The sequence below is a fragment of the Kribbella sp. NPDC051770 genome, assembly GCF_040681455.1.
In the GTDB taxonomy this organism is placed as follows: Bacteria; Actinomycetota; Actinomycetes; order Propionibacteriales; family Kribbellaceae; genus Kribbella.
On the sequence record NZ_JBFAYT010000004.1, the window covers coordinates 380,339 to 404,406 of the forward strand.

At 70.4% G+C, this 24,068-nt stretch carries 25 protein-coding genes and 1 riboswitch; of the genes, 9 read left to right on the top strand and 16 right to left on the bottom strand.

Going from position 1 to position 24,068, the window contains the following annotated elements:
* From AB0M01_RS16630 to AB0M01_RS16655, 6 genes are read right to left on the bottom strand one after another with little or no spacing between them, the layout of a single operon-like run.
* Positions 1–840, bottom strand: coding sequence for an amidohydrolase family protein (locus AB0M01_RS16630; RefSeq protein ID WP_363670116.1), 840 nt, complete (start codon positions 838–840; stop codon positions 1–3).
* A complete protein-coding gene (locus AB0M01_RS16635) occupies positions 837–2,351 on the bottom strand; it encodes a sugar ABC transporter ATP-binding protein (RefSeq protein WP_363670118.1) in 1,515 nt (504 codons plus the stop codon). The genes AB0M01_RS16630 and AB0M01_RS16635 overlap by 4 nt, the downstream gene beginning before the upstream one ends.
* On the bottom strand, positions 2,348–3,343 hold the full coding sequence (locus AB0M01_RS16640) for an ABC transporter permease (RefSeq protein WP_363670120.1): 996 nt from the start codon (positions 3,341–3,343) through the stop codon (positions 2,348–2,350). The genes AB0M01_RS16635 and AB0M01_RS16640 overlap by 4 nt, the downstream gene beginning before the upstream one ends.
* On the bottom strand, positions 3,340–4,422 hold the full coding sequence (locus AB0M01_RS16645; RefSeq protein ID WP_363670122.1) for an ABC transporter permease: 1,083 nt from the start codon (positions 4,420–4,422) through the stop codon (positions 3,340–3,342). The genes AB0M01_RS16640 and AB0M01_RS16645 overlap by 4 nt, the downstream gene beginning before the upstream one ends.
* Positions 4,419–5,504, bottom strand: coding sequence for a mandelate racemase/muconate lactonizing enzyme family protein (locus tag AB0M01_RS16650; RefSeq protein WP_363670124.1), 1,086 nt, complete (start codon positions 5,502–5,504; stop codon positions 4,419–4,421). Before AB0M01_RS16650 ends, AB0M01_RS16645 begins: the two co-directional genes overlap by 4 nt.
* Positions 5,501–6,613 carry a substrate-binding domain-containing protein gene (locus tag AB0M01_RS16655; RefSeq protein ID WP_363670126.1) on the bottom strand — a complete coding sequence of 371 codons (1,113 nt, stop codon included), beginning with the start codon at positions 6,611–6,613 and terminating at the stop codon, positions 5,501–5,503. The genes AB0M01_RS16650 and AB0M01_RS16655 overlap by 4 nt, the downstream gene beginning before the upstream one ends.
* Before the next feature lie 140 nt (positions 6,614–6,753).
* On the opposite strand from AB0M01_RS16655, the gene AB0M01_RS16660 reads away from it, so the two are divergent.
* The 3 genes from AB0M01_RS16660 (at position 6,754) to AB0M01_RS16670 (ending at position 8,794) form a co-directional block, all read left to right on the top strand.
* Positions 6,754–7,452 (top strand): GntR family transcriptional regulator, encoded by a 699-nt coding sequence (locus AB0M01_RS16660; RefSeq protein ID WP_363670128.1) that lies wholly within the window; start codon positions 6,754–6,756, stop codon positions 7,450–7,452.
* Between the two features lie 9 nt (positions 7,453–7,461).
* Positions 7,462–8,313 (top strand): fumarylacetoacetate hydrolase family protein, encoded by an 852-nt coding sequence (locus AB0M01_RS16665; RefSeq protein WP_363670130.1) that lies wholly within the window; start codon positions 7,462–7,464, stop codon positions 8,311–8,313.
* Between the two features lie 100 nt (positions 8,314–8,413).
* Complete coding sequence (locus AB0M01_RS16670; RefSeq protein WP_363670133.1) at positions 8,414–8,794, top strand: VOC family protein; 381 nt, start codon at positions 8,414–8,416, stop codon at positions 8,792–8,794.
* Here AB0M01_RS16670 and AB0M01_RS16675 read toward each other — a convergent pair.
* From AB0M01_RS16675 to AB0M01_RS16685, 3 genes are read right to left on the bottom strand one after another with little or no spacing between them, the layout of a single operon-like run.
* Entirely contained in the window at positions 8,781–9,341 is a 561-nt protein-coding gene (locus AB0M01_RS16675; RefSeq protein WP_363670135.1) for a histidine phosphatase family protein, read from the bottom strand. The genes AB0M01_RS16670 and AB0M01_RS16675 overlap by 14 nt on opposite strands.
* Positions 9,338–10,096, bottom strand: a complete 759-nt coding sequence (locus AB0M01_RS16680) for a CbtA family protein (protein ID WP_363670137.1) — start codon at positions 10,094–10,096, stop codon at positions 9,338–9,340. The genes AB0M01_RS16675 and AB0M01_RS16680 overlap by 4 nt, the downstream gene beginning before the upstream one ends.
* 39 nt (positions 10,097–10,135) lie before the next feature.
* Positions 10,136–10,333 (bottom strand): CbtB domain-containing protein, encoded by a 198-nt coding sequence (locus AB0M01_RS16685; RefSeq protein WP_363670139.1) that lies wholly within the window; start codon positions 10,331–10,333, stop codon positions 10,136–10,138.
* Positions 10,334–10,387: 54 nt separating this feature from the next.
* Positions 10,388–10,455: riboswitch (cobalamin riboswitch) on the bottom strand.
* 218 nt (positions 10,456–10,673) lie between these two features.
* Between AB0M01_RS16685 and AB0M01_RS16690 the strand changes: the two genes are divergently transcribed.
* Positions 10,674–11,312 carry a LysE family translocator gene (locus AB0M01_RS16690; protein WP_363670141.1) on the top strand — a complete coding sequence of 213 codons (639 nt, stop codon included), beginning with the start codon at positions 10,674–10,676 and terminating at the stop codon, positions 11,310–11,312.
* A gap of 214 nt (positions 11,313–11,526) precedes the next feature.
* Here AB0M01_RS16690 and AB0M01_RS16695 read toward each other — a convergent pair whose 3' ends face one another.
* The 4 genes from AB0M01_RS16695 to AB0M01_RS16710 form a co-directional block, all read right to left on the bottom strand.
* The gene (locus AB0M01_RS16695; protein WP_363670143.1) at positions 11,527–13,044 is read right to left on the bottom strand and encodes an MFS transporter; all 1,518 of its coding nucleotides are present in this window, start codon (positions 13,042–13,044) and stop codon (positions 11,527–11,529) included.
* 125 nt (positions 13,045–13,169) lie between these two features.
* Positions 13,170–13,538 carry a DUF1304 domain-containing protein gene (locus AB0M01_RS16700; RefSeq protein WP_363670145.1) on the bottom strand — a complete coding sequence of 123 codons (369 nt, stop codon included), beginning with the start codon at positions 13,536–13,538 and terminating at the stop codon, positions 13,170–13,172.
* Between the two features lie 63 nt (positions 13,539–13,601).
* Positions 13,602–14,501 (bottom strand): hypothetical protein, encoded by a 900-nt coding sequence (locus AB0M01_RS16705; RefSeq protein ID WP_363670147.1) that lies wholly within the window; start codon positions 14,499–14,501, stop codon positions 13,602–13,604.
* A gap of 117 nt (positions 14,502–14,618) precedes the next feature.
* On the bottom strand, positions 14,619–16,211 hold the full coding sequence (locus tag AB0M01_RS16710) for a DEAD/DEAH box helicase (RefSeq protein ID WP_363670149.1): 1,593 nt from the start codon (positions 16,209–16,211) through the stop codon (positions 14,619–14,621).
* Between the two features lie 374 nt (positions 16,212–16,585).
* On the opposite strand from AB0M01_RS16710, the gene AB0M01_RS16715 reads away from it, so the two are divergent.
* Positions 16,586–17,107 (top strand): DinB family protein, encoded by a 522-nt coding sequence (locus AB0M01_RS16715; protein WP_363670151.1) that lies wholly within the window; start codon positions 16,586–16,588, stop codon positions 17,105–17,107.
* A gap of 3 nt (positions 17,108–17,110) precedes the next feature.
* Here the strand turns inward: AB0M01_RS16715 and AB0M01_RS16720 are convergent, their stop codons facing one another.
* Positions 17,111–18,151 carry an amidohydrolase family protein gene (locus AB0M01_RS16720; protein WP_363670153.1) on the bottom strand — a complete coding sequence of 347 codons (1,041 nt, stop codon included), beginning with the start codon at positions 18,149–18,151 and terminating at the stop codon, positions 17,111–17,113.
* A 256-nt stretch (positions 18,152–18,407) separates the two neighbouring features.
* Here AB0M01_RS16720 and AB0M01_RS16725 point away from each other — a divergent pair, with 256 nt between their 5' ends.
* Together AB0M01_RS16725 and AB0M01_RS16730 are read left to right on the top strand one after the other, a co-directional pair.
* Complete coding sequence (locus AB0M01_RS16725) at positions 18,408–18,767, top strand: nuclear transport factor 2 family protein (protein WP_363670155.1); 360 nt, start codon at positions 18,408–18,410, stop codon at positions 18,765–18,767.
* A 190-nt stretch (positions 18,768–18,957) separates the two neighbouring features.
* The gene (locus tag AB0M01_RS16730; RefSeq protein WP_363670157.1) at positions 18,958–20,502 is read left to right on the top strand and encodes an ankyrin repeat domain-containing protein; all 1,545 of its coding nucleotides are present in this window, start codon (positions 18,958–18,960) and stop codon (positions 20,500–20,502) included.
* Here AB0M01_RS16730 and AB0M01_RS16735 read toward each other — a convergent pair.
* The gene (locus AB0M01_RS16735) at positions 20,458–21,798 is read right to left on the bottom strand and encodes an ionic transporter y4hA (protein WP_363670159.1); all 1,341 of its coding nucleotides are present in this window, start codon (positions 21,796–21,798) and stop codon (positions 20,458–20,460) included. The two genes, AB0M01_RS16730 and AB0M01_RS16735, sit on opposite strands and share 45 nt — an antisense overlap.
* A 96-nt stretch (positions 21,799–21,894) precedes the next feature.
* Between AB0M01_RS16735 and AB0M01_RS16740 the strand changes: the two genes are divergently transcribed.
* Both AB0M01_RS16740 and AB0M01_RS16745 read left to right on the top strand, forming a co-directional pair.
* Positions 21,895–22,620: a class I SAM-dependent methyltransferase gene (locus AB0M01_RS16740; protein WP_363670161.1), complete on the top strand. Its 726-nt coding sequence runs from the start codon at positions 21,895–21,897 to the stop codon at positions 22,618–22,620.
* Positions 22,617–23,123, top strand: a complete 507-nt coding sequence (locus AB0M01_RS16745) for a GNAT family N-acetyltransferase (RefSeq protein ID WP_363670163.1) — start codon at positions 22,617–22,619, stop codon at positions 23,121–23,123. Before AB0M01_RS16740 ends, AB0M01_RS16745 begins: the two co-directional genes overlap by 4 nt.
* A gap of 9 nt (positions 23,124–23,132) precedes the next feature.
* Here the strand turns inward: AB0M01_RS16745 and AB0M01_RS16750 are convergent, their stop codons facing one another.
* Positions 23,133–23,528, bottom strand: coding sequence for a VOC family protein (locus tag AB0M01_RS16750; RefSeq protein ID WP_363670165.1), 396 nt, complete (start codon positions 23,526–23,528; stop codon positions 23,133–23,135).
* Positions 23,529–24,068: the final 540 nt, after the last annotated feature.

Below are 24,068 nucleotides of genomic sequence, written 5' to 3' on the forward strand. Positions count from 1 at the left end.
TCACAGGTGGTACGTCCGCCGTGCCGTCTCCCCGAAGACCTGATCGCGTTCGGCCGCCGTGAGCTGCGCGGTCAGGTCTTCGGCGGCACCGACGACCTCGGCGTACGACGCGGCCAGCAGGCACACCGGCCAGTCCGACCCGAACATCACCCGGTCCGGCCCGAAGGCGTCGAGCACCACATCGGCGTACGGCTTCAGGTCGGCGACCTTCCAGTCCGTCCACGACGCCTCGGTGACCATCCCGGACAGCTTGCAGGTCACGTTCGGCTCCGCCGCGAGATCGCGCAGGCCGGTCGCCCAGGGCTCCAGATCGCCGCCGATCTCCGGTTTCGAGATGTGGTCGACGACGAAGCTCAGCTCCGGCAGCGCCCGCACGGTCTCCACCGCGGCAGGCAGATGCGGCGCCTTGGTCAGCAGGTCGTAGACCAGCCCGGCCTCGGCAACCACCGCGAGCCCACGCCGTACGTCGGCCCGGTTCAGCCACTCGACGTCGGGCTCGTCGTGGACCTGGTGCCGGATCCCCTTCAGCCATTGGCCGTCCGGCCGGTTGAGCAACCCGGCGAGCGCGTCCTCGACGTCGTCGGCCGTCAGGTCGACCCACCCGACCACCCCGGCCACCAAGTCGTTGCTCGCAGCAACTTCCAGGAACTCGGGCGTCTCGGCGGCCAGGCCGACGGTCTGCACCAGCACGGTCTGCGTCACGTCCGCCGCCGCCGCGAGCGGCGCCAGGTCGTCGATCAGGAAGTTGCGGCGGATCGGGTCCATCGCGGCGCCGGCCATCCAGCTCTGCTCCCGGACGCCCAGGTCCCAGACGTGGTGGTGCGCGTCGACCCTGCTCATGTGGTCACCTTCTCGGCGTGGATCAGGCGGATCACCTGCTGGCTGATCCGGTCGTAGTCGTGGTCGTTGGCGACCTCGCCCTGGACCCGGTGGTCGCGCATCACGACGACCCGGTCGGCCAGCGTGATCATCTCCGGCAGGTCCGACGTGATCAGCAGGATGGCCAGCCCGTTCGCGGCGAGGTCCCAGATCAGCGTGTGGAAGGCGTCCTTGGTGCGGACGTCGATCCCGACCGTGGGTTCGTCGATGATCAGGATCTCGGTCTGCGCGGCCAGCCACTTGGCCAGCGACACCTTCTGCTGGTTGCCGCCGGACAGCGTGCCGGCCAGCTGGGCCGGCGAGGCGATCCGGATGCCGAGCTGTTCGACGTACCGGGCGACCAGCTCGGACTCCGCGCGGGCCGGGACGTAGCCGAGCAGCTTGCGCAGCCGGTCCCAGATCGTGACGGCGATGTTCCGGCTGACCGACTGCTCGAGGAAGACGCCTTCCTCCTTGCGGTTCTCGGTGACGTACCCGATCTTGTGGTTGCGCAGCGCGTCCCGGACGTTCCTGATCCGGACGTCCTGACCGCGGACCCGCACGGTCCCCGCAGTGATCCGGTCCAGCCCGAGCAGCGCTTTGGCCAGCTCGCTCCGGCCGGCGCCGACCAGCCCGTACAGCCCGACGATCTCTCCCGGCCGCACGGCCAGGTCGATGTCGGCATGGCCGGTCGCCGTCGCGACCCCGGACAGCTCCAGCAGCGGAGCAGCCGACTCGTCGACAGCGCGCGGCGGCAGGCTGAGCGCCTCGTGCACGCGACCGACCATCAGGTCGACGACCTGGTCCCGGGTCAGATCGGACAGCGCACCCGATTCGAGCACCGACGAGCCGTCCCGCAGCACGGTGACGGTGTCGCAGATCTGGAAGACCTCTTCGAGCTTGTGGCTGACGAACAGCACCGAACGCCCGTCGTTCTTCAGCTTGTCGACGACGCGGAACAGCCGCTCGGCCTCGTTCGGCGTGATCGACGCGGTCGGTTCGTCGAGCAGCAGCACCCGGCTCTCCACCGACAGCGCCTTGGCGATCTCGACGAGCTGCGCCTGCGCGACCGACAGCTCGGTCACCGGCTGGTCGGGATCGATGTCGAGCTCCAGCTCCGCCAGCCAGCGCGATGCCTCGGAGCGGATCGCGGCCCGATCCACCAGCCCGCGCGCGGTCGGCAGCTTCTGGAGCAGGATGTTCTCCCCGACCGTGAAGCCCGGGATCAGGTTCCGCTCCTGGTGCACGACGCCGATGCCCGCCGACGCGGACTCGTGCGGCGACCCGAAGGTCACCTCCTCGCCGTCGAGCAGCAGCCGGCCGCCGTCGGGCCGGTAGAGCCCGGTGATCACCTTGATCAGCGTCGACTTCCCGGCACCGTTCTCGCCGAGCAACGCGTGCACCGACCCGGCCTCCAGCGAGAGCGTCACCCCGTCCAGCGCCCGTACGCCGGGGAACAGCTTGTCGACCTTCTCCGCCACGAACAGCGTCATGACACCCCTCCCGCCACCGCGGCATCAGGCGCCTTCACGACCGTACGCCGGGCCTGCCGCCGCGCGCGGACCTGTCCGAGCACGACCGACCCGAGCACCACCGCGCCGACGACGAAGTTCACCCAGCTCGGTTCGAGCGAGAACTCGGCCCGCGCGGTGTCGACGAAGCGCACGATGAACGCCGCGAGCACCGTCCCGAGCACCACCGCGGACCCGCCGGTGAGCAGCGCGCCGCCGATGATCGGCGCCGCGAACGACGGCAGCAGCCAGTCGCCGCCGATGCTCTTGTTCACCCCCGGCGAGGACGCGACGGTCAGGATCGCCGCGACGCCGAGGATCGCACCGGACAGCGTGTGCGCGAGGATCACCGACCGGTCGTTCGAGATGCCGGACAGCCGGGCGGCGATCGGGTTCCCACCCGAGGCGAGCAGCTGCCGCCCGGGAACGGTCCGCCGCAGCATCAGCGCGAGCAGCCCGGCGACCACCAGCGCGACCAGGAAGATCAGCGGCAGCACACCGAACAGCGCGTGCGACCCGAACGTCTTCAGCCCCTGGGGATAAGCGTCGACCGTCCGTGTGCCGACCAGGCGGTACTGGACGCCGAGCAGCACGGTCATCGTCGCCAGCGTGACGATGAACCCGTTGATCCGGGTCAGCACGACGAGCAGCCCGTTGGCCAGCCCGGCCGCGGTCGCGAGCAGGAAGCCGAACAGCAGCGCCAGCGGCACCGGGACTCCGTGGTCGGCCATCATCACCCCCATCGCGGCTGCGGCGAATCCCCCGACAGCGCCGACTGCCAGGTTCAGCTGGCCCACTGCGAGGACCACCATCTGAGCCAACCCGATCAGGATGGGCACGGCCAGGAACTGAAGCAGCACTTTCAGGGAATTCTGTCCGACCAGGTCACCGCCGGAGGCGATCACCAGGAAGACGAAGAACACCACGCAGATCACCAGCAGCGTCATCTCGGTGGTCTTCACGAAACGCTTCATCGTCGTCGCACCTCCTGCCGCTCCGACAGCACGGTCCGGACCCGATCGGTGCTCAGGGCAACCAGCAGGATGAGACCGAGGTAGATGTTGAGGCTCTCCAGACCGACGCCGAGCAGGTCCAGGCCCTTGCGGATCACCGAGGTCAGCGCGGTCCCGAGCAGCGTGCCCCAGACCGAGATGAACCCGCCGGCCAGCAGCGTCCCGCCGAGGATCGGCCCGAGGAACGACGGCAGCATGAACTCCTCGCCGATAGTCGCCTTGATCGAGCCGGTGCTGACCGCCAGCATGAACCCGGCCAGCGCGGCCAGGCAGCCCGACATCGCGTGCGCGGTGATCACCCGGCGCGCGGTCGGGATCCCGGACAGCTCCGCGGCCTTGACCGACGTACCGGTCATCAGCAGCTCGCGGCCGAGCTTGGTCCGGCTGTAGATCCAGCCGACGACGCCCATCGCGATCACCGCGAACAGCGCCAGCTGCGGCACCGCGGGCGAGCCGCAGACGTTGCCGATGCAGATGTCGGCGAGCGAGTAGTTGCGCATCTCGCGCATCCCGTCGGGCTTGGTGACGAACGCCGCGTTGTCGGTCAGCGCCGTGTAGACCAGCGGGATCAGGCCGAGCAGCAGGAAGTCCAGCGCCAGCGTCACGACGAACGAGTTCACGCCGGTGCGCGCGATCACCCAGCCGGCCAGGGCGCCGATGGCCGCGCCGGCGATCAGGCCGACCAGCAGGCCGGCGTACAGGCTGAAGTGCCACAGGTCGTAGGAGATGCCGGTGATCATCATCGAGAACGCGGCCATCCGGCCGACCGCGAGGTTCATGTGCCCGATCGACAGCACGCACAGCTGCGCGAGGCCGACCACGGTGAACATCGCGATGTCGCGCAGCAACGGGAAGACCACCAGCTGCTGGTTGAAGAACGCAGGGCGCAGTACGCCGAACAGAATCGCCAGCAGCACCACCAGGATCAGCAGACCGATCCGCTGGTTGGCCCACCAGGGCGTCTTGCCGCCCCGCTGGGCCGGCGGCTGGTCAGGTTCCTGGAGCGCGGCGGTGGCCGTCTCCGAGACCGGTGCGCTCACGAGACGCGCCGATCGTCGATGGCGTCCCGGTCCCAGTCGATGCCCAGGCCCGGCTCGTCCGGTGCGACCGCGTGCCCGTCGGAGATCTCCATCTCGGTCCGGGTGATCGCCCGCAGCTGCGGGATGTGCTCGACGTACCGGCCGTTCGGTACTGCGGCCGTGAGGCTGACGTGCAGCTCCATCAGGAAGTGCGGGCAGACCTCCAGGTTGAAGGTCTCGGCCAGGTGCGCGACCTTCAGCCACGGCGTGATGCCGCCGACCCGGGCCACGTCGACCTGCACGATCCCGGCCGCACCGGCGGCGACGTACTCGCGGAACTGCGACACCGAGTACATGGACTCGCCGACCGCGATCGGGATCGGCGTGGACTCGGCCAGCCGGACGTGCCCGCTCAGGTCGTCGGCCGGCAGCGGCTCCTCGAACCAGCTCAGGTCGAGCGGCTCGAACGCGGCAGCACGCCGCTTGGCCTCCGGGTACGTCATCGACTGGTTGGCGTCGACCATGATGTCCAGCGCAGGCCCGACCGCGTCCCGTACGGCGTGCAGCCGCTCGACGTCCTCGTGCAGCCGCGGCTTGCCCACCTTGAGCTTCACGCCGGGCCAGCCCGCCTTCTGCGACGCCAGCGCACCGGCGACGAGCTCCTCGGTGCTGAGGTGCAGCCAGCCGCCCTCGGTGTCGTACAGCGGGACGTTGCGGCGGAAGCCCCCGGCCAGCCGCCAGAGCGGCTCACCGGCCCGGCGGCAGCGCAGGTCCCACAGAGCGGTGTCCACCGCGGCCAGAGCGAGCGACGTGATCGCTCCGACCGTGGTGGCCCGCGTGGAGGCGAACAGGTCGAACCAGAGCCCCTCGACGTTGCGGGCGTCGGCACCGACCAGCCGCGGCAGCAGGTGGTCGCGGAGCATCGCCAGCACCGCCGTACCGCCGGTACCGATGGTGTAGGAGTAGCCGAGCCCGGTACCTCCGTCGGAGGTCTCCAGCTCGACGAAGATCGTCTCCTGCTTCAGGAAGGCCTGGACGGCGTCCGTCCGGACCGTCTCGACCTCCAGGTCGGCCAGGAACGCCTCGGCGCGGGTGATGGTCACTGGCAGCTCAACTGGCTCGCGAACTCGGTCTGGAGCTCCTTGGTCTTGGCCTTGCGCTCGTCGTCGTAGGTGTCCACGTTGTCCTTGGTCACCACGAACGAGCCGGAGTCGACGATCACGCCGGGCGTCTTCATCGTGCACTGCTTCGAGCCGAGCAGCGCGAGCAGCCAGCCACCGACGTACGCCTGACCGACCGGGTTCTGCGCGACGGTCGCCGAGACGCCGCCGGACTTGATCCCGGACAGGATCTTCGCGTCGTCGTCGATCGCGACCACCTTGATCGGCAGCTTGCTGCTGGCCACGCCGTCCGCGGCGGCCACCGCCGGGTTGTACGCCGTGGTGACGATGCCCTTGATGTCCTTGCCCTTGGCCGCGAGCAGGTCGGCGACCGAGCGCTGCGCGGTCTGCAGGTCCTTGTCGATGTCGGTCACCACCGGCAGCTCGGTGACCTTGCCGCCGGTCTCGCCGACCGCCTTCTTCACGCCCGCGATCCGGCGCTGGGTGTTGGAGTCGACGTTGTTGCCGGTCAGGTGCACGATCGTGCCCTCGCCGCCGATCGCCTCGATGGTCGCCTTGGCCGCCTTGTACGCCGCCGCCTCGACGTCGGTGGACAGGCAGAAGTCGGCCGAGTTGGTGTCACCGGCCGGGCAGGAGGCCAGCGAGCCGACCGCGAACCCCTTGGACTTGAGGTCCTCGAAGGTGGTGTTGATGTCGGTCGGCGACACGCCGAAGATGCCGAACGCGTTGAAGCCGCGGGCGGCCAGCGAGCTGACCACGTTGTTCTGCTTGCTCTGGTCCCACTCGCCGGTCTCGTCGAAGGTGACGTCGCCGAGCTTGAACTCGGTCTTGTCCAGCTCCGCGGTCGCCTTCCAGGGCTGGAAGTAGGGGTGCGCGCCCCCCGGGATCAGCGCCAGCTTCACGCTGGAGGCGTCCTTCAGGGTGACCGGGCCGCCGGTCGAGCCCGTCGAGGCGTCGTCGCCCGCCGTACCACCGGTACTGTCGTTGGAGCTCTTGGTGCTGCAGCCGGTGGCGGCCAGGGCGAGAACGGCCAGGCCGGCGATCGCCGACCTCCGGTACCGGGCGGCGGACTGGGACAGGGACGTGGGCATGGGGCGCTCCCTCGAAGATCCTATAGGATATTGCGAACCTGATGCTGCCGCCTCACACTGGTGGCGTCAACCCTTGCCCCGGTAACGACTGAGCACGACCTCCGGGGTCGGGCAGAATGAGTGCTTCGGGAGGAGCGACGGTGACGGATGCGCATGTGGGTCTGGCGGGGCAGCTCACCCGCCTGCCGCAGCGACAGGTACTGAGCGACGACGTCTACGAGACGGTCAAGGGCCTGATCATGGACAGCGTGGTGGCCCCGGGCACCCGGCTGAACATCGACGCGCTGACCCGGGAGCTGGGCATCTCCCAGACCCCGATCCGCGAGTCGCTGGCCCGGCTGGAGTCCGACGGGCTGGTGATCAAGGAGCCGCTGCGCGGCTACCGGGTCTCCTCCACGCTGACCCGGGCCGAGTTCGAGGACCTCTTCGAGTACCGGCTGCACATCGAGCCGTGGGCGGCCGGCCGGGCCGCCGAACGCACCTCGCCCGAGGACCTGGTCCGGCTCAAGGACGAGATGCTCAGCTACACCGAGGTCCCCGAGCGCCCCGACTACGACTCGTACAAGGCGATGGCCGGTCACGACCAGCGCTTCCACGACCTGGTGCTGGAGCTGTCCGGCAACGAGACCGCCCGGCAGTCCTTCGCCCGGACGCACTGCCACCTGCACCTGTTCCGGCTGTACTACGGCGGTGGCATCGCCACCCAGGCCCTGCGCGAGCACAAGGCGGTCGTCACCGCGGTCCGCAAGGGTGATCCCGAGCAGGCCGCCGCCGCGATGCGCTCGCACATCGAGGCCTCCCGGGCGCGGCTGCGCCCGAAGTTCGAAGAACAAGACTAAGGAGAGTTTGTGGAACTGCTGCGCCTCGGCGCGGTCGGTGCGGAGCGCCCCTACGTGCGCGCCGCCGACGGCACCACCTACGACCTGAGCTCTGTCACCACCGACATCGACGGCGCCTTCCTGGCCGCCGACGGGATCGCCCGCGCCCGCGCGGCCCTGGAGGCCGGGTCGCTGCCCGCGGCCGAGGTCGACGGCCTGCGGATCGGCGCCCCGATCGCCAAGCCGGCCGCGGTGGTCTGCATCGGCCAGAACTACGCCGCGCACGCGGCCGAGTCCGGCGCCGAGCCGCCGAAGGAGCCGATCGTCTTCTTCAAGCACCCGAACACCGTCGTCGGCCCGTACGACGACGTCCTGGTCCCGCGCGACAGCCGCAAGACCGACTGGGAGGTCGAGCTCGCGGTCGTGATCGGCAAGACCGCCCGGTACCTGACCTCGGACGAGGAGGCGCTGGCCTGCATCGCCGGGTACGCGGTCTCCAACGACGTCTCCGAGCGCGCCTTCCAGCTCGAGGTGTCGGGCGGCCAGTGGTCGAAGGGCAAGTGCTGCGAGACGTTCAACCCGCTCGGGCCGGTGCTGGTCCCGGCCGACGAGGTCGGCGACCCGCAGGCGCTGGACCTGAAGTCGTTCGTCAACGGCGAGCCGCGGCAGGACTCCAACACCCGCGACATGATCTTCTCGGTCGCCGCGCTGATCCGCGACCTGTCGCAGTACATGACGCTCGACCCGGGCGACATCGTCAACACCGGTACGCCGGAGGGGGTCGCGCTGTCCGGGCGGTTCCCGTACCTGGCGCCGGGCGACGTCGTCGAGTGCGAGATCCAGGGGCTGGGCAGGCAGCGCCAGGAGCTTCGGCAGGCCTGAGCGCGCGTCGCGCCCGGGCCCGGCTCTCGGTCGGCCTTTCCGCCCCGTCACCCGAATCTCGGTGGCGGGGCGGTCCCGTCGTACGGCATCTTTCTGTGCCATGACCTCGATCGTGCGCACGGTGACCTTCGACGCGGCCGACCCCTACGAGCTGGCCGGCTTCTGGCTGCAGGTGTTCGGCGTGGAGCGCCCGTCGGACGACTTCCCCGACGACCCGTACGCCGCCGTCGACACCGGCCCGGTCAAGCTGCTGTTCGAGCGCAACAACGATCCGAAGCGGGCCAAAAACCGGGTCCACCTCGACCTCGAGCCGGACATCCCGCGGGATCAGGAGGTCGAGCGGTTGGTCGCGCTCGGGGCGACGGTCGAGCATGATCACCGGGAAGCGGACGGTACGGGCTTCGTGGTGATGCTCGACCCGGCCGGCAACGAGTTCTGCGTGCTCCGCTCGGCCGCTGAGCGTGCGGCTACTGGAGGCTGAGTGACCACGCGGTGGCGTGGGCGGAGAGGCTGACGGTCGCCAGCGGCCGCACGTCCACGTGCCTTAGCGACTCGGCCGGCGCCTCCAGCGCGTAGAGCACGGCAACTCTGACGACCGCCGGATGGACCACCGCCACCACCGTCTGACGCTCCGCATGCTGCGGCGCTTCGGTGAGATCGCCCAGCCAGTCGGCGACCCGCGCGATCAGGTCGTTCGCGGTCTCACCACCCGGCGGCGCCGTGTGCGGCCGCTCCAGCCACGCCGAGACCGCGGCGGTCTCCGTCGCCAGCAGCTCCTCCAGATCGCGCCCGGTCCAGTCGCCGTACTCCCGATCGCGCAGCGCCCCGACCACGACCGGCTGCAGGCCGATCGCCTCAGCGGTCAGGATCGCGGCCGGCTCCGGCCCGCAGTACGTCGTACCGGCGTCGACCCGCAGGTCACGCGCCGCCTCCAGGCTGGCCTGGTCCGGCGCGGGCTCTCCACCGAGGACGAGCCCGCGCAGGCCAGGCGTCAGCGCGTGCGCGACGAGGGTCAGCGTCGTGGTCACGCGGCAACCGGCTCCGCGACCTTGGAGTGACGATCCACCAACGCAGCGTAACCGAATCCGATCAGCGTCCACAGCACCGCCTGCGTGCCGAGCGAGGCGAACCGGAACTGCCACAGCAGCGTCGCCGGGAACGACCCCGGCACCTCGTTGATCGCCGGCAGGATCAGGTACGCCGCCACGACGGTCACCACGAACGCGGCACCGCCTGCGGCGAGCCGGATCCAGGGCGCGTCGCCGAAGCGCTGCGCCCAGCGCGACGCCGCGACACCGGCCCAGACCGCGAGCAGGCCGATCACCAGCGTCAGCAGGTAGGTGACGGTCCGCTTCGTGATCGTCTCCGGGTCGCCGACGGCCGGCGGGTTCGGCGGGTACTTGAGGAACGGCACCAGCACGATCCCGACGAAACCCGCGGCGGCCAGGCCGAGCGCGGCGTACGAGTCGCTGGTGGTGCGGAGGCGGCGGCGGAGCAGGGCGAACCCGACGGCGAAGATGCCGCCGAGCGCCACGCCGTACAGGCTGGTGGCGAGGAAGAGCCCGAACCGCTGGCCGTTGCGGCTGACCAGCGGTTCCTCCTCCTCGGCCGCCGGGGCCTCGGTCGCTTCGCCGTGGGTGTGCGCGGCGCCGCCGGCTTCCTCGATCGCGATCGCGGCGTCGATGTGCGGTTCGCCCATCACGTACGCGAAGGTTCCGGCCAGCAGGCCGGCGAAGAGGCCGACGATCAGTCCGCGCACCAGGAGATTCCCGAAAGTGCGCATGACAGTCCTGTCAGATGGTGGTGTGGGTACTGCAGGACGTCAGTGGCAGGGCACGCCGAGCAGGTGCCGGCCGTCGTGCATCAGCTCGTGCAGGTACATGCCCGACTGCGAGATCGCGCCCTGGTCGAAGGCGACCAGGTAGGCCAGCATCAGCAGCACGCCGACGGTGAGCAGGGCGACCGCGAGCAGGCGCGGGGAAACGGCCGGTACGGCGACCGGGCGAGCAGGAGCAGACATCTGAGGACCTCCTGGGGAAGTGCGCGTCCCCATCGAAAGGCTGCGAGTGCCCGAGCGTCCTGACTCACGAGCCCGAAGCTCGCTCACAGTGGCGCGGCCGTACCGGTCTCTCACCGGTTTCCCTCATGGCACCGCAGGTTGACCTTTGAACGGTAGCGGCCACTTTCATGACCGGTCAACGGATCCCGGCGCGCCGGTGATGTTCCCCACCTGGCGAGATCGCGCGGCTTTCGAGGCTTGCGACGGGTCGAGGTTTCGTGGTGGGTCGACGAGAGTGGTGAGCCGCCTCGGGTGCCGAGATCGTGCAGCGGCCGGCGGACCGGGCGCTTACCCTGACCCCATGCCGTCCGCCCACCACCTCCTGGCCTTCGCTGTCACCGCCTTGATCGTCATCGTCGTCCCCGGCCCCAGCGTCCTGTTCATCATCGGCCGGGCCCTGACCGTCGGCCGCCGCGAAGCCGTCCTCACCATGATCGGCAGCATGGCCGGCGTCGTGGTCCTCCTGGTCGCGGTCGCTCTGGGCCTCGGCTCCCTGATCGCCGCCAGCGCAGTGGCCCTCACCATCGTGAAGCTGGCCGGCGCGGCGTACCTGATCTACCTCGGCATCCACGCCTTCCGCACCCGCAAGTCCCTGGCCTCGGCCCTGACCGCAGGCGTCCGCCCCGCCAACACCCGCCGAGTCCTCCGCCAGGGCCTCCTCGTCGGCGTCACCAACGCCAAAACCGCAGTCTTCTTCGCCGCCGTCCTCCCCCAGTTCCTGGACCCCGAAGCCGGCAACCCCACCCTCCAGATCCTGCTGCTCGGCCTCATCTTCATCACCATCGCCCTCATCTCCGACACCACCTGGGCCCTGGCCGCCGGCACCGCCCGCAACTGGTTCGCCCGCTCCCCCCGCCGCCTGGAACTGGTCGGCGGCACCGGCGGCCTGATGATCATCACGCTGGGCGCGAGCATCGCCCTCACGGGAGCGAAGGACTAGTCCGCTGCAGCTCCCCGCCAGCTCCTCTACAGGCTGTGGACAACTCCCCGGCCGCCCACCCCTCCGGTTGTAAACTCAACAAGGAAAGAACAGGCGGCGGGCAGCGGACGCAGTCAGCCGACCGCAGCCACACCAGATTCGCACCACCCAGCAGACGGCAGACGGCAGCCAACGAGACTCGGCCGCCCGCACCGGACTCAACCACTCACCGGCCTCACACCACTCGAGTCTGCCGAGCCGCGAAGACGCCCACCACAGCAAGCGCAGCAGGCAAGCCGAAGGCTGTCAGGTACGCCGTGGTCGGGGAGTGCGGCTCGATGGCGGCGAAGAGCGAGCCGCCGATCGCCAGGATCGTTGCCGTCAGCAAGGAGTCGCTGAGCTGCAGCGCCGAGCTGTTCGCACCCTGCTGCTCGACCGTGGAGTACTCCAGCACCAGCACCGACACGGTCGGGAACACCGTGCCCATCCCCAGCCCGACCAGCGCCCATCCGAGGATGCCGACGACCACCGGCACCCGGTCGTCGAGCGTCGCGGCGGCGGTCCCGATCCCGAGCAGCAGCGAGAGCATGCCCGCCTGCAGGAACACGTGGTGCTCGAACGGCTGGTTCGGCCGGCCCCGGTACCACGACGCCGCGGACCAGCTCAGCGCGCTGACCGTCAGCACCATTCCCGCCCACGCCGGCGACAGCCCTCGCTCCCGGGTCAGCATCAGCGGCAGGAACACCTCGGCCCCGAACCCGGCCGCCGCGACCAGCCCGCGCAACGCGATCACCGCCGGAAGCCCCGCGCGCACCGTGAACGTCCCCTTCGGCAGCAGCTTCGGCGCGAACACGACCACCCCCGCCAGCCCGACCGCGATCAGGATCAACTGCAGCGCCCCGCGCTGCTGCCCGCCGTAGTGCAGCAGCCCGACGCCGAACGCCGCGCCCACGGCGTACCAGGCCTGGTCGGTCCAGAGCTTGCCCGATTCGACCCCACCGGACGGTGCCGATTTCGCCCCGACAGACCGCGCCGCGTTCGCCCCACCAGACCGCGCCGGTTCGACCTCACCAGACGGTGCCGACTTCGCCCCACCAGACGGCGCAGATACAACCTCACCAGACCGCGCAGACTCCACCTCCCCAACCGGCGCCGAGCGCTCGCCCCTCGCCAGCCCCGGGCGCATGATCAGCGCCGCGGGCACCGCCAGCACCGGCACCGCCAGGAACACGATCCGCCAGTTCGTGTGCTCGACGATCAGCCCCGCGATCGCCGGTCCGACCAGTGACGGCACCACCCACGCCGTCGAGAACGCCGCGAACACCCGCGGCCGCAGCTCAGCCGGGTAGAACCGCCCGACCACGACGTACAGCGCGACCGTCAGCAACCCCGACCCGAACCCCTGGATCGCCCGCCCGACGACCAGCACCTCCATCGTCGGCGCCAGCCCCGCGATCAGCAGGCCGGCAAGGAACCACCCGGTCCCGTGCCACAGCGGCCGGGTCGGCCCCTTCAGATCCGACCAGGTCCCCGAGATCACCATCGCGACCACGCCCGACGCCAGCGGCCCGCCGAACGCCAGCGCGTACAGCGACAGCCCGTCCAGCGCCTGCGCGACGGTCGGCATCGCGGTCGAGACGGCGAGCGCCTCGAACGCGACCAGGGTGATCAGCGCGACCATCCCGACGGTCAGCGCACGGTACTGCGGGGCAAGAACTCCGGGTGCGCGCGTCGGCGCGATGGTGGTTGTCATGCCCTGAACCCTCAGCGCTCAAGTGCGCTTTAAGTCAACACCCAACGCGCCAGAACACAGCGGCCACCACGAGCGGCGGCCCGGTGCATCGGGACGGGGCGGCCGGGGAGCCGGCCCGGTTGTCGTCAGAGCACCGCAGCCAGCACGAGCCCGATCAGCGGCGGCCCGGCCTGGATCGCCGCCGACTGCGCCATCCGCCGGTCCGACCCGATCAGCACCAACCCCGCACCGAGCATGCACGCGCACGAGAACAGCGCGATCGCGTACCCACGGTCCCCACCCGCGATCAACCCACCGATCGCCCCGGCGGCGAGGAACAGGTTGTAGAAGCCCTGGTTGAACGCCCACGGCCGCGCCGCCTCAGCCTCGGCCTCGGTCTTGACCCGGAACCGCTGCTGGACGCTGGGCTTGCGGAAGAGCAAGCTCTCCATGGCGAAGAAGACGAGGTGCAGGACCCCGGCCAGGGCGACGAAGATCTGCGCGACGGTGTTCACCTGCGAACCGTACCGCCCGGATGCCTCCGGCAACAGAATGTCACGAGCGGCGAGTTCCTGCCGTCATTTCCAGTCGGTCGCGAACGCCCGCGCCGGGTTGGTCACGAAGATCTGCTCGACCACTTCCGCGCCGAGCCGCCGCGTCAGCCGCGGCCGCAGATTCGTCAACAGGTACGGCATCCCCGGCCCTTCACCGGTCGCCAGCCGCGCCCGCGCGCTCGTGGTGTCGCCGCCGAGCAGCAGCCGGTCGGCGTACCCGGTCTCGGCGAGCGCCGCCAGGCAGTCGACCATCCGCCAGTCCGTCGCGCTGTTGGCCCGCGACGGCCCGTCGAACGCGAGGAACGCGCCGCGCGCGGCCAGCTCCTGATGGATCTGGTGATCGGGGAAGCGGTTGAGGTGCCCGAGCACGATCCGGTCCGGCGCGACGCCGTGACCCTCCAGGCGATCCAGTACGACGTCCGCTCCGGTCCCCAGCTCGTGGTGGATCCCGATCGGCGCACCGGTCGCCAGCTGCGCTTCCGCTGCCGCGTCCAGCACCCAGGCGGTGTGCTTGTCGAGCCCATGGAACCCGCTGGCGATCTTGATCATCCCCGCGCGCACCTGGCTGTTGTCGATGCCCTCGGTCAGCTCCCGGACGAACAGCTCGGCCAGATCGAGCTCGGGTACCTCGCCGTAGTGCTCAGCTCGGTGCATGCCGGTGGCAGCGACCAGCTGTACGCCGGTCTCGCGGGAGAGCTTCGGCAGCAGGTCCACCCGCCGGCCCAGCCCGTACGGCGTCCACTGGATCACCGCGCGACCACCGGCCTCGGCGTACAGCGTCGCCTCCTGCAGCGCGCCGTCGTAGTCGTCCAGCTCCTGCCCCGGCGGCATCACCGCGCTGCGGATGAACAGGTGGTCGTGCGCGTTGCACACCCCGAGCTCCTCCGGTGCGACATCACCCAGCACAGTCCGTACGACGGCCATTCGGCTCTCCCCTTCACGACACGACAAAGCCCAGGCTGCCACGGGCGACCTGGGCTCTGTCGTTCACCTGGTCGTTCTGAACCGATTCCAACGACCTCTGCACCAAATCAGTGAGTACTAGCGACCTCGGCGGCTGCTGCCTGCCCGCGTACCGGCCGAGAACGCCGCGGCACCAGCCGTTCGGCTGCTCGCGCCCGGTGTCGTCGTCGTGTAGCTCTTCGGCGCCCCACCGGAGCCACCGCGACCGCCGCCGGAACCACCTCGGGCTCCACCCGAGCGACCGCCACCAGCAGCAGCCCCGCCACGACCGCCACCGGTAGACCCGTTGCGAGCCCCACCGGAAGCCCGGCCACCCGCACCGGACCCACCGCGCGCCGCCGGAGCGGCCTGACCCGGCCCGGAGCTCCCGCGCCGGCCACGACCGCGGCCACGCCCGGACGACTCGCCACCACGGCGTACCTCGTCGTTGACCGCCTTCACCGGCGGCTCGACGTACGTCCGCTCACCCGGAGCGAGCTCCGTCAGCAGCGGGTCGCCGACCCGCAGCTTGGTCACCTTCGGCGCAATCCCCGCCTTGCGGGTCAGGTCACGTACGTCGCTGACCTGGTCGTCGGTCATCAGCGTGACGACGGTGCCTTCGGCGCCGGCCCGCGCCGTCCGACCGGAGCGGTGCAGGTACGCCTTGTGCTCGATCGGCGGGTCGGCGTGGATCACCAGCGACACGTCGTCGACGTGGATCCCGCGCGCCGCGATGTCGGTCGCGACCAGCGTCCGCGCGGAGCCGTCGGAGAAGGCCTCCAGGTTCCGCGTGCGGGCACCCTGCGAGAGGTTGCCGTGCAGCTCGACCGCGGGCACGCCCTGGGCGATCAGCTTCTTGGTGAGCGACTTGGCGCCGTACTTGGTGCGGGTGAAGACCAGCGTGCGGCCAGGAGCCGCGGCCAGGTCGACCAGCACCGGGAGGCGGCTGTCGGCCTGCAGGTGCAGGACGTGGTGGGTCATCTTCGACACCGGCGACTGCGCCGAGTCGACGCTGTGGGTGACCGGGTTCCGCATGAACCGCTTGACCAGTACGTCGACGCCGGCGTCCAGCGTGGCCGAGAACAGCAGCCGCTGCGCGTCGGCCGGAGTCGCCTCCAGCAGGCGCCGTACGGCGGGCAGGAAGCCCAGGTCGGCCATGTGGTCGGCCTCGTCGAGCACGGTGATCTCCACCGCGTCGAGCTTGGCGTGACCGGCCTTGACGTGGTCCTCGAGCCGGCCCGGGCAGGCGACGACGATGTCGACGCCCTTGCGCAGGCCGGTGATCTGCGGGCCGTGCCCGACGCCACCGAAGATGGTCATCGTGCGCAGCCCGAACGCGTCGGTCAGCGGCGTGATCGAGGCCTGGATCTGGGTGGCCAGCTCACGGGTCGGCGCCAGGATCAGCGCGCGCGGCTGGTTCGGCCGGCGGCGGGTGCCGCTGGACGCGAGCCGGGCGATCACGGGGAGCACGAACGCGTAGGTCTTGCCGGAACCGGTCCGGCCGCGGCCGAGGACGTCCTTGCCGGCCAGCGAGTCCGGCAGCGTGGCCGCCTGGATCGGGAACGGCTTGGTGACGCCGTTCGAGGACAGCGCGGCGACGAGCTCGGCGGGCAGGCCGAGGTCGGTGAAGGTCAGGTCGTCGGGGACCACGAGCGGCGCGACCTCGTCGTACTGCTCGGTGGCGGGCTGCACGGCCGGCGTCTTCTTGCCACCGCGGCGACGCTCACCTTGCGTGCGGTTCTCGTTGCTCTGTGCGGTTTTCGTGGTTCCGGCCGCCGGGCCGGATTGGTTGCCGCTGGCCCCTGAACGGCGGCGGCGCCGGGGGCGCGCCGGTCCGTCCGGGCGGGCGGAAGAGGTTTCGGGCGTGGGCATGGGGCGGCTGACCGCCATCTGGTACTCCAAGAAAGTCGAAAAGGGTCGTCCTGCCCGGCGCGGCATCGTGGGCCGCGGCGCGTGGGGGTCGACTGCCAAATGGTCCGAGGCAGAACTGGGCGGACCGTCATCACCCAGCATACGGCATCGAGGTTCGCCTCCCCAGGGAGTTGCGTGGCGGTACGGTCGTGCCTGTGACGACCGACACCTCCGCACGGTTCCGCACCGACCCGCCTTCGACCGGTGCCGAACGCGCCATGCTGCAAGGATTTCTCGACTTCCACCGCGGCACGCTGCTCTGGAAGGTCTCCGCGCTGACCGGCGAGGAACTGGTCCGGCCCACTGTCGATCCGTCCGGAATGACGCTGCTCGGCCTGGTCCGGCACCTGACCGAGGTGGAGCGGTACTGGTTCCAGCTGAGCCTGGACGGGCGCATGGACGCGTTGAAGCTGTGGACGGACGCGCATCCCGACGGCGACTTCGACCTGGTCTCGCCTGCTGAGGCGGAGGCGGACCTGGAAACATTCCGCCAGGTGGTCGCGGAGTCCGGCGCGATTGCCCGCGGCTACGACCTCGACCACGAGTTCACCCGGCCCCGCGGCGGCCCGCAGCTGTCGGTGCGCTGGCTCTACCTGCACATGGTCGAGGAGTACGCCCGCCACAACGGCCACGCCGATCTGCTCCGCGAACGCATCGACGGCCAAGTCGGCGAGTGAGCTCTAGCGGATGCGGTGACCATGCAGAACCACCGCTGCCGGCGTCGCCAGAGTCTCGGGACGTTCTCGCGGGTCTTCGTCATACGTGACGAGGTTGCCACCGTCATCGAGTAGCCCGAGGTAGTCCCAGGCCTTCGTCGTCGCTGCCGCCATCGCCTGGGTGACATCGAGCCCGTGCCGAGCCAGCAACGCGATCTCCCGCGCGACCGACCCCACGGCGTCCGACCCGGTCAGCACCGTCACGCCGTACTGGTCGGCCAGCTCGAGCATGCTCGTCAGATACTTCGCGCTGGCAAGTCTGCGCTCCCGACGCTCCTCACTCTCACCAGCCCGTACGTCGATCGACGCGCACAGCGTCGGCGTCCAGGCACCACCACGAGCGCCCAGCACCTCGAGATCCCGCTCGCTGATCAACGTCCCGTGCTCGATCGAGTCCACCCCGACCCGGATCAGCTCGCTCACCACGGCACCGTTCGTGTGCGCCGCAACCCGCCCACCCATCGCGTGCGCCGTCTCGACCACCTGCTCGACCAGCCCGATCTCGTACGACGCCTCGATCGCGCTCCCACGAATCGGCCCGTCAGGCCCGACCGCCGGGAAGTCCGCGACGAGCTTCACCCAGGTGGCGCCGTCCTTCAGCTCAGCCTCGACAGCGGCGAGCAGCTCATCAGCCTCGACCGGATCGTGCATCCGCGGGAAGTACCGCCCTTTCGGCGCCAGGAACCGCCCCGCGGCGAGCACCACCGGTCGGCCCTCGCGCGGTGAACGCGCCAGCTCGAGCGTGATCGCCCGCTGCCCACCGACGTCGCGCACCGCGCTCACCCCCGCCTGCGCGAGCTCGTCCAGACGCGCGACCGCTTCCGCCTCACCTCCGGCGAGGAACGGCCCCTGCTCGTCCGCGTCCACAGTCAGGTGACAGTGCGCGTCGACCAGCCCGGGCAGCGCGAACCGCCCGGGCAGCCGCTCCTCGTCCCCGGCCCCGAACCGCAGCCGGACCGACTTGTCCACAGGCAGCGAAACTCCGTCGAAGGTCCAGGTCGTCATCTCCGTATCTTCTCTGGCAACAGGGCCGGAAACGGCTTCGCGCACGTCACAGCACGACCGCCGCCCTGGATCACGGCTCAATTTCGAGTCCCCGAAGGTTTTGGGGCCGCCCGCTCTGGACTGAGGAGGGAGGGAGCGCAGCGACCGACCGACGAGGGAAGAGCGGGCGAAAAAGCCCCAAAACCCGCGGCGACGAAGTCGACGCCAAAAGGCACAGCCGAAGTCGCCGCTAAGAATATGGAGGCAAAATGCAGTCATGCGGGAGAAGGACCTGGACAAGTGGGTCGCGCGCTACCGGCGGGCCTGGGAGTCGAACGACCCCCAGGACATCGGCGCGCTGTGGACCGAGGACGCCGTCTTCTACCGGCGCCCCGACGAGGAGCCGGTGCAGGGCCGGGACGCGATCGTGCGCGCCTGGCTGGAGGTCGCCGACGCCGCGGGCGAGACCACCTTCGAGTACGAGGTGCTCGGCTTCGGCGACGGCGTCGGGTTCGTCCGCGGCTGGACGACGTACCTGACCAGTCCGCCGGCGCTGTTCAGCAACCTGTGGGTGATCCGCCTGGACCGGGGCGGACGGGCCCACGAGTTCACCGAGTGGTGGATGCAAGCGCCGTGATCCGGCGTACTGTGGAGAACCGGCACGCAGGGTGCCTCCGGTCCGCGGGAAGGGCTCAGCCCACCTGAGCGGTTCGAGGTCGTGCACCACCGGGACACTTGTCCGGCGCAGTTTGCCGTGCGGGTGCTCCGAGCCCACCTCCTTTCTCGCCTGACCACGCGGACAGCAGGCCTACAGAGAGGAGGTCGCCATGCCGACCCGCCGACTCCCCGACGACCCGAACCTCGACCACCTGCGCAACCAGGCCAAGACGCTGCTGAAGCAGGTCCGGGCTGGTGATGCCCAAGCACTCGCACTGGTCACCGAGTTCTTCCCTTCTGAGCGACCAGCGACTGCTCCAGTGGATCCCGAGCACCTCGGCAGCCCCTCCGCGGATGCTCTTCGTGGGCTTGCCGACGCGCAGCTCGTCATCGCGCGGAGCTACGGATTCCCCAGTTGGCCACAACTCAACCGACACCTGGGCATCGTCGAGCGGTACACCCGCTCACCGCACCGCGAGACCACCGGCAACCCGGTCGAGACCCCCGCCCAGCGCGCCGACGAGTTCCTCCGTCTCGCGACCCTGCACTACGGCCAGGACGACCCGCAACGCCCCGACGCCGCCCGCTCCCTCCTGACCTCCGACCCGGAGGTTGCCCAAAGCAACTTCTTCACCCAGGTCGTGGCCGGCGACATCGCGAGCGTCCGCGGGCAACTGGCCCAGCACCCCCACCTCGCCAACCGCCAAGGCGGCCCCTTCGACTGGGAGCCCCTGCTCTACCTCACCTACTCCCGCCTCCCCGTCGCCCCCGAAGCCCCGCTGGAGATCGCCCGCCTCCTCCTCGAGCACGGCGCCGACCCGAACGCCGGCTTCCTCTGGGCCGGAATGCCCTCCCCCTTCACCGCGCTGACCGGCGCCTTCGGCCGCGGCGAAGGCAACCAGCCCCCGCACCAGAACCGCCTGGCCCTCGCCCGCCTCCTCCTGGAGGCCGGCGCCGACCCCAACGACAGCCAAACCATGTACAACTGCGGCCCCGGCTGCCCACCCCCGCACGACGCCGACCACCTCCGCCTGCTCCTGGAGTTCGGCCTCGGCCAAGGCGACGGCGGCCCCTGGCACCAGCGCCTGACCGTCGCGCACCCCACCCCACGCCAACTCCTGGAGGACGAGCTCGTCTTCGCCTCCTCAGAAGGCCTGCTCGACCGCGTCCAGCTCATGCTCGACGCCGGTACCGACCCCGAAGGCCGCGGCACCGAACACCCCGTCTTCTGCGGCCACCGAGCCTTCGAGCTCGCCTCCGTCCAAGGCCACGCCGAGATCGCCACCCTCCTCCGAGCAGCCGGAGCCCCACCCCTCGACGACATCCACGAACTCTTCGCCGCAGTCCTCAACGGATCAACAGCCCCCGTCGACCCCGCCCTCGCCGCCCGGGCGATCCAGCGAAACCCCTACCTCCCAATCCGAGCCGCCGAACTGGGCCGCACCGAAGCCCTGCAACCGTTGAAGGACCTCGGCTGGAACCTCAACATCCTCGCCATGGCCACGCCCCTGCACCAAGCCGCCTGGCACGGCCACCTGGCCACCGCCCGCAAACTCATCGAACTGGGCGCCGACCCCACCCTCCGCGACCCCAACTACAACGGCACACCGTTGAACTGGGCCATGCATTCCCACCAACAGGAGGTCGTCGACTACCTGACCGGCTTGGACCTACGGGCTGACAGCGAGGAACAGGAAGGCGCTGAAGACCATTAGATGCGTCGCCCCCTGCAGCAGCGTGGCCCGACCGGTCGCCAAGGTCAGTTGGCTGATCACCACGGTCAACGCGAACAGCACCATCTCGGTGCCGCTCAGCCCGAGCACCAGCGGGCCGTCCAGCCAGATCGACGCGAGCGCGATGGCCGGGATGGTCAGCCCGATGCTGGCCAGGGCCGACCCGAGGGCGAGGTTCAGGCTGGTCTGCAAGCGGTTCCGCAGGGCGGCCCGAATCGCGGCCACCGTCTCCGGCAACAGGACAAGGAGCGCGATGATCACCCCGACCACAGCCACCGGAGCCCCCGCCGACGCGACCGCGTCCTCCAACTTCGGCGACACGGTCTTCGCCAGCCCGACAACTGCAACCAGACAGACGAACAACATCGCCAGACTCATCAGAGCCACCCGCCCGCTGGGCGCGGCCGCGTGGGTCTCCTGGTCGTCGTCCTCACTCTCGACAACCTCGGCGACGACATCGGCCCCGAGCTCGGAGTCCTCCTCGTCGCGCCCTTCCGGCGCCTCGCCCAGCTTTTGGTCGCCCGACCCCTCGCGCTTTTGGCCGACCGATCCCCCGCCCAGCTCCTGGTCGACCGACCCCCCGCCTTCCGGCAGCTGCCGGCCAACCTCCACCCGCGCCTTGCGCATCTCCCGGGCCTCGCGGGGCTCGCGGCGCTCCAGGTCGCTCGGCTTCTGCTCGGGCTCAACCGGCAGGAAGTAGTCCCGGTGCCGAATCGTCTGCACGAACACGAACACGCCGTACATGACCAGCGAGACCACGCCCGCGAACGCCAACTGTGCGCTGCTGAAGGTTGCCCCCGGCGTACTGGTCGTGAAGGTCGGAAGCACCAGGCTCAGCGTCACCAGCGCCGTGATCACCGCGAGCGCGCTCCCCGACGCGTGCACTCGGAACTGCTGCGTCCGGTGCCGGAGCGAGCCGACCACCAGCGACAGCCCGAGGATCCCGTTGCAGGTGATCATCACCGCGGCGAAGACGGTGTCGCGAGCCAGCGACGCGGCCTTGTCGCCGCCCGACGCCATCAGCGTGACGATCAGCGCGACCTCGATCACCGTCACGGCGAGCGCGAGGATCAGCGTGCCGAACGGTTCGCCGACCTTGTGCGCGACCACCTCGGCGTGGTGCACCGCCGCGATCACCGCGGCGCCGAGCCCGACGCAGACGAGCACCAGCAGCACGGCCCCGAGATCGCGTCCCCAGGACAGCACCAGCACAACGAGCGCGAGCGGGGGCACGGCCAGACTCCAGCGCGGCAACCCATGGACCACGGAGTTCGTCATCCCCCGAGATTCTATTCGCTCCCCGGCAAACCACTTGGCATCTCCAGCGCCCGCCGTGATCCTTTTCGCATCGGATCCATCAGCCGCGGAGGTCAGGTGCGCTACTACCAAGCGGAGCACGAGTCGGCGTACCGGGAGCTCGCCCGCCGCGGCCAGACGCAGTGGAACGACCTGTTCGACGGTCCCTGGACCTACGACGACTTCCAGAACCGGGCCTTCCTCGAGCGCGTCCTTCCCCAGCTCGGTTTCAGCTCACCAACGGGTCTGCGGGTGCTCGAGTACGGCTGCGGGACCGGAACAGCTGCTTGTTTCCTTGCCGCCCGGGGGTTTCGGGTGGACGCCGTCGACCTGATTCCCGAAGCCATCGAGATCGGGCGGCGGATGGCCACGGAGCGTGGAGTGGACGTGAGGTTCAGCGTCGGCGACATCTGCACCGGCGGCCTGCCGTCGGGTACGACGTACGACCTGGTGCTCGACAGCTACTGTCTCCAGTCGATCGTCACCGATGAGGATCGCGGAGCGCTGTTCTCCGCCGTCAGAGCGCGGCTGAAGCCGGACGGGTACTACGTCATCTCAACGGCGATTCGGACACCCGACCGCCGTACCGCGCCCGGCCACCACTACGACGAGAGCACGGGGATCGAGTACCGAGAATCAGGTGCAGGCGAGCAGCTCGGGGAGCGTGCCTGGGTTCCGCACCGGCGGCACCTCACGCCGGACGCGCTCCGGGCGGAGCTTGCTGCGGCGGGTTTCCAGGTGCTCGTGCTGGACGCCTCTGATACAGCTGATCTCGTCTGCCGATCGACCACAGGAGAGCAATGAGCATTCAGGTCAGGACCGCCGTGGCCGAGGACTGGGCTGCGATTCTCCCGATCTTTCGGGAGGTGGTGGACGCCGGGGAGACCTACGCGTACGACCCGACGCTGTCCGACGAGCAGGCACGGGCGTTGTGGATGACGCCTTCGGGGGCGGTGAAGAGTCGCACCACCGTCGCGGTCGATGCCGAGGGCATCGTTCTCGGGACGGCCAACATGTATCCGAATCGGCCTGGTCCCGGGGCTCACGTGGCGAGCGGGAGCTTCATGGTGGCCGGGAGCGCTCGGGGGCGCGGGGTTGGGCGGGCCCTCTGTGGGGACATGATCGAGTGGTCGACCGCAGAGGGGTTCCGGTCAATTCAGTTCAACGCCGTGGTGGAGAGCAACGCCTCGGCGGTTCATCTGTGGCAGGCGCTCGGGTTCAGGATCATCGGGACGGTGCCGGAAGCCTTCCTGCACCCGACGTTGGGGTACGTCGGGCTGCACGTGATGCACCGGCCGTTGCCCTGACGGGCTCGCTCAGAAGGACGCGAGCTCCTCGGCGGTGAACGCGCGCAGGACGCAGAACTCGTTGCCTTCGGGGTCGCTCATCACGATCCAGGACGCGGAGTCGTCCTGGCCGACGTCGACCTGCTTGCCGCCGAGGGACTCGATCCGCGCGACCTCGGCGGCCTGGTCCTCGGGGCGCAGATCCATGTGCACGCGGTTCTTCACCGACTTGACCTCGTCGGCGGGGACGCGCAGGAACAGGATGTCCGGCACGATGCCGTCCTCCGGGCTGCCGGCCGGCGGCTCCAGCACGTACTCCTTCTCGTGCTCGAACGTGATCCGCCACCCCAGCACCTCGGCCCAGAACCGCGCCTGCGCGGCGGGGTCGATCGCGTCGTAGTTCACACACTGCACCCGGATTCCCATGGGAGGACTCTCTCATTCGGCAGGTCTCACCAACCGAGGAAGAGGTGCTCAGCAGGCAGCAGCGAGAACCGGCGGGGAGTGCGGCGCGGGGCGGGGAGTGCGGCGCAGGGCGGGGGCGTGCGGCGCGGGGGGCGGAGCGTGGTGCACGGGGCGCGGGGCGCGGGGCTCCGGGGCGGAGCGCGGGGCGCGGGGCGCGGGGCTCCGGGGCGGAGCGCGGGGCGCGGGGCGCGGGGCGCGGGGGCGGAGCGCGGGGCGCGGGGCGCGGGGGCGGAGCGTGGTGCGCGGGGCGCGGGGCGGTGCGGCGGACTGCCGCACTGTCGGCCGGCGAGGACACGCAGGGCGTGCGGCGCGGGGCGGGCGGGGCGTGCGGCGCGGCGCGGCGCGGCGCGGCGCGGCGCGAAGGACAGCCGCACTGTCGGCCGGCGAGGACACGCAGGGCGTGCGGCGCGGGGCGGGCGGGGCGTGCGGCGCGGGGCGGAGCATGCGGCACGGCACGGCGCGGGGCGTGCGGCGTGAGGTGGTGCGTGGAGCGGGGCGTGC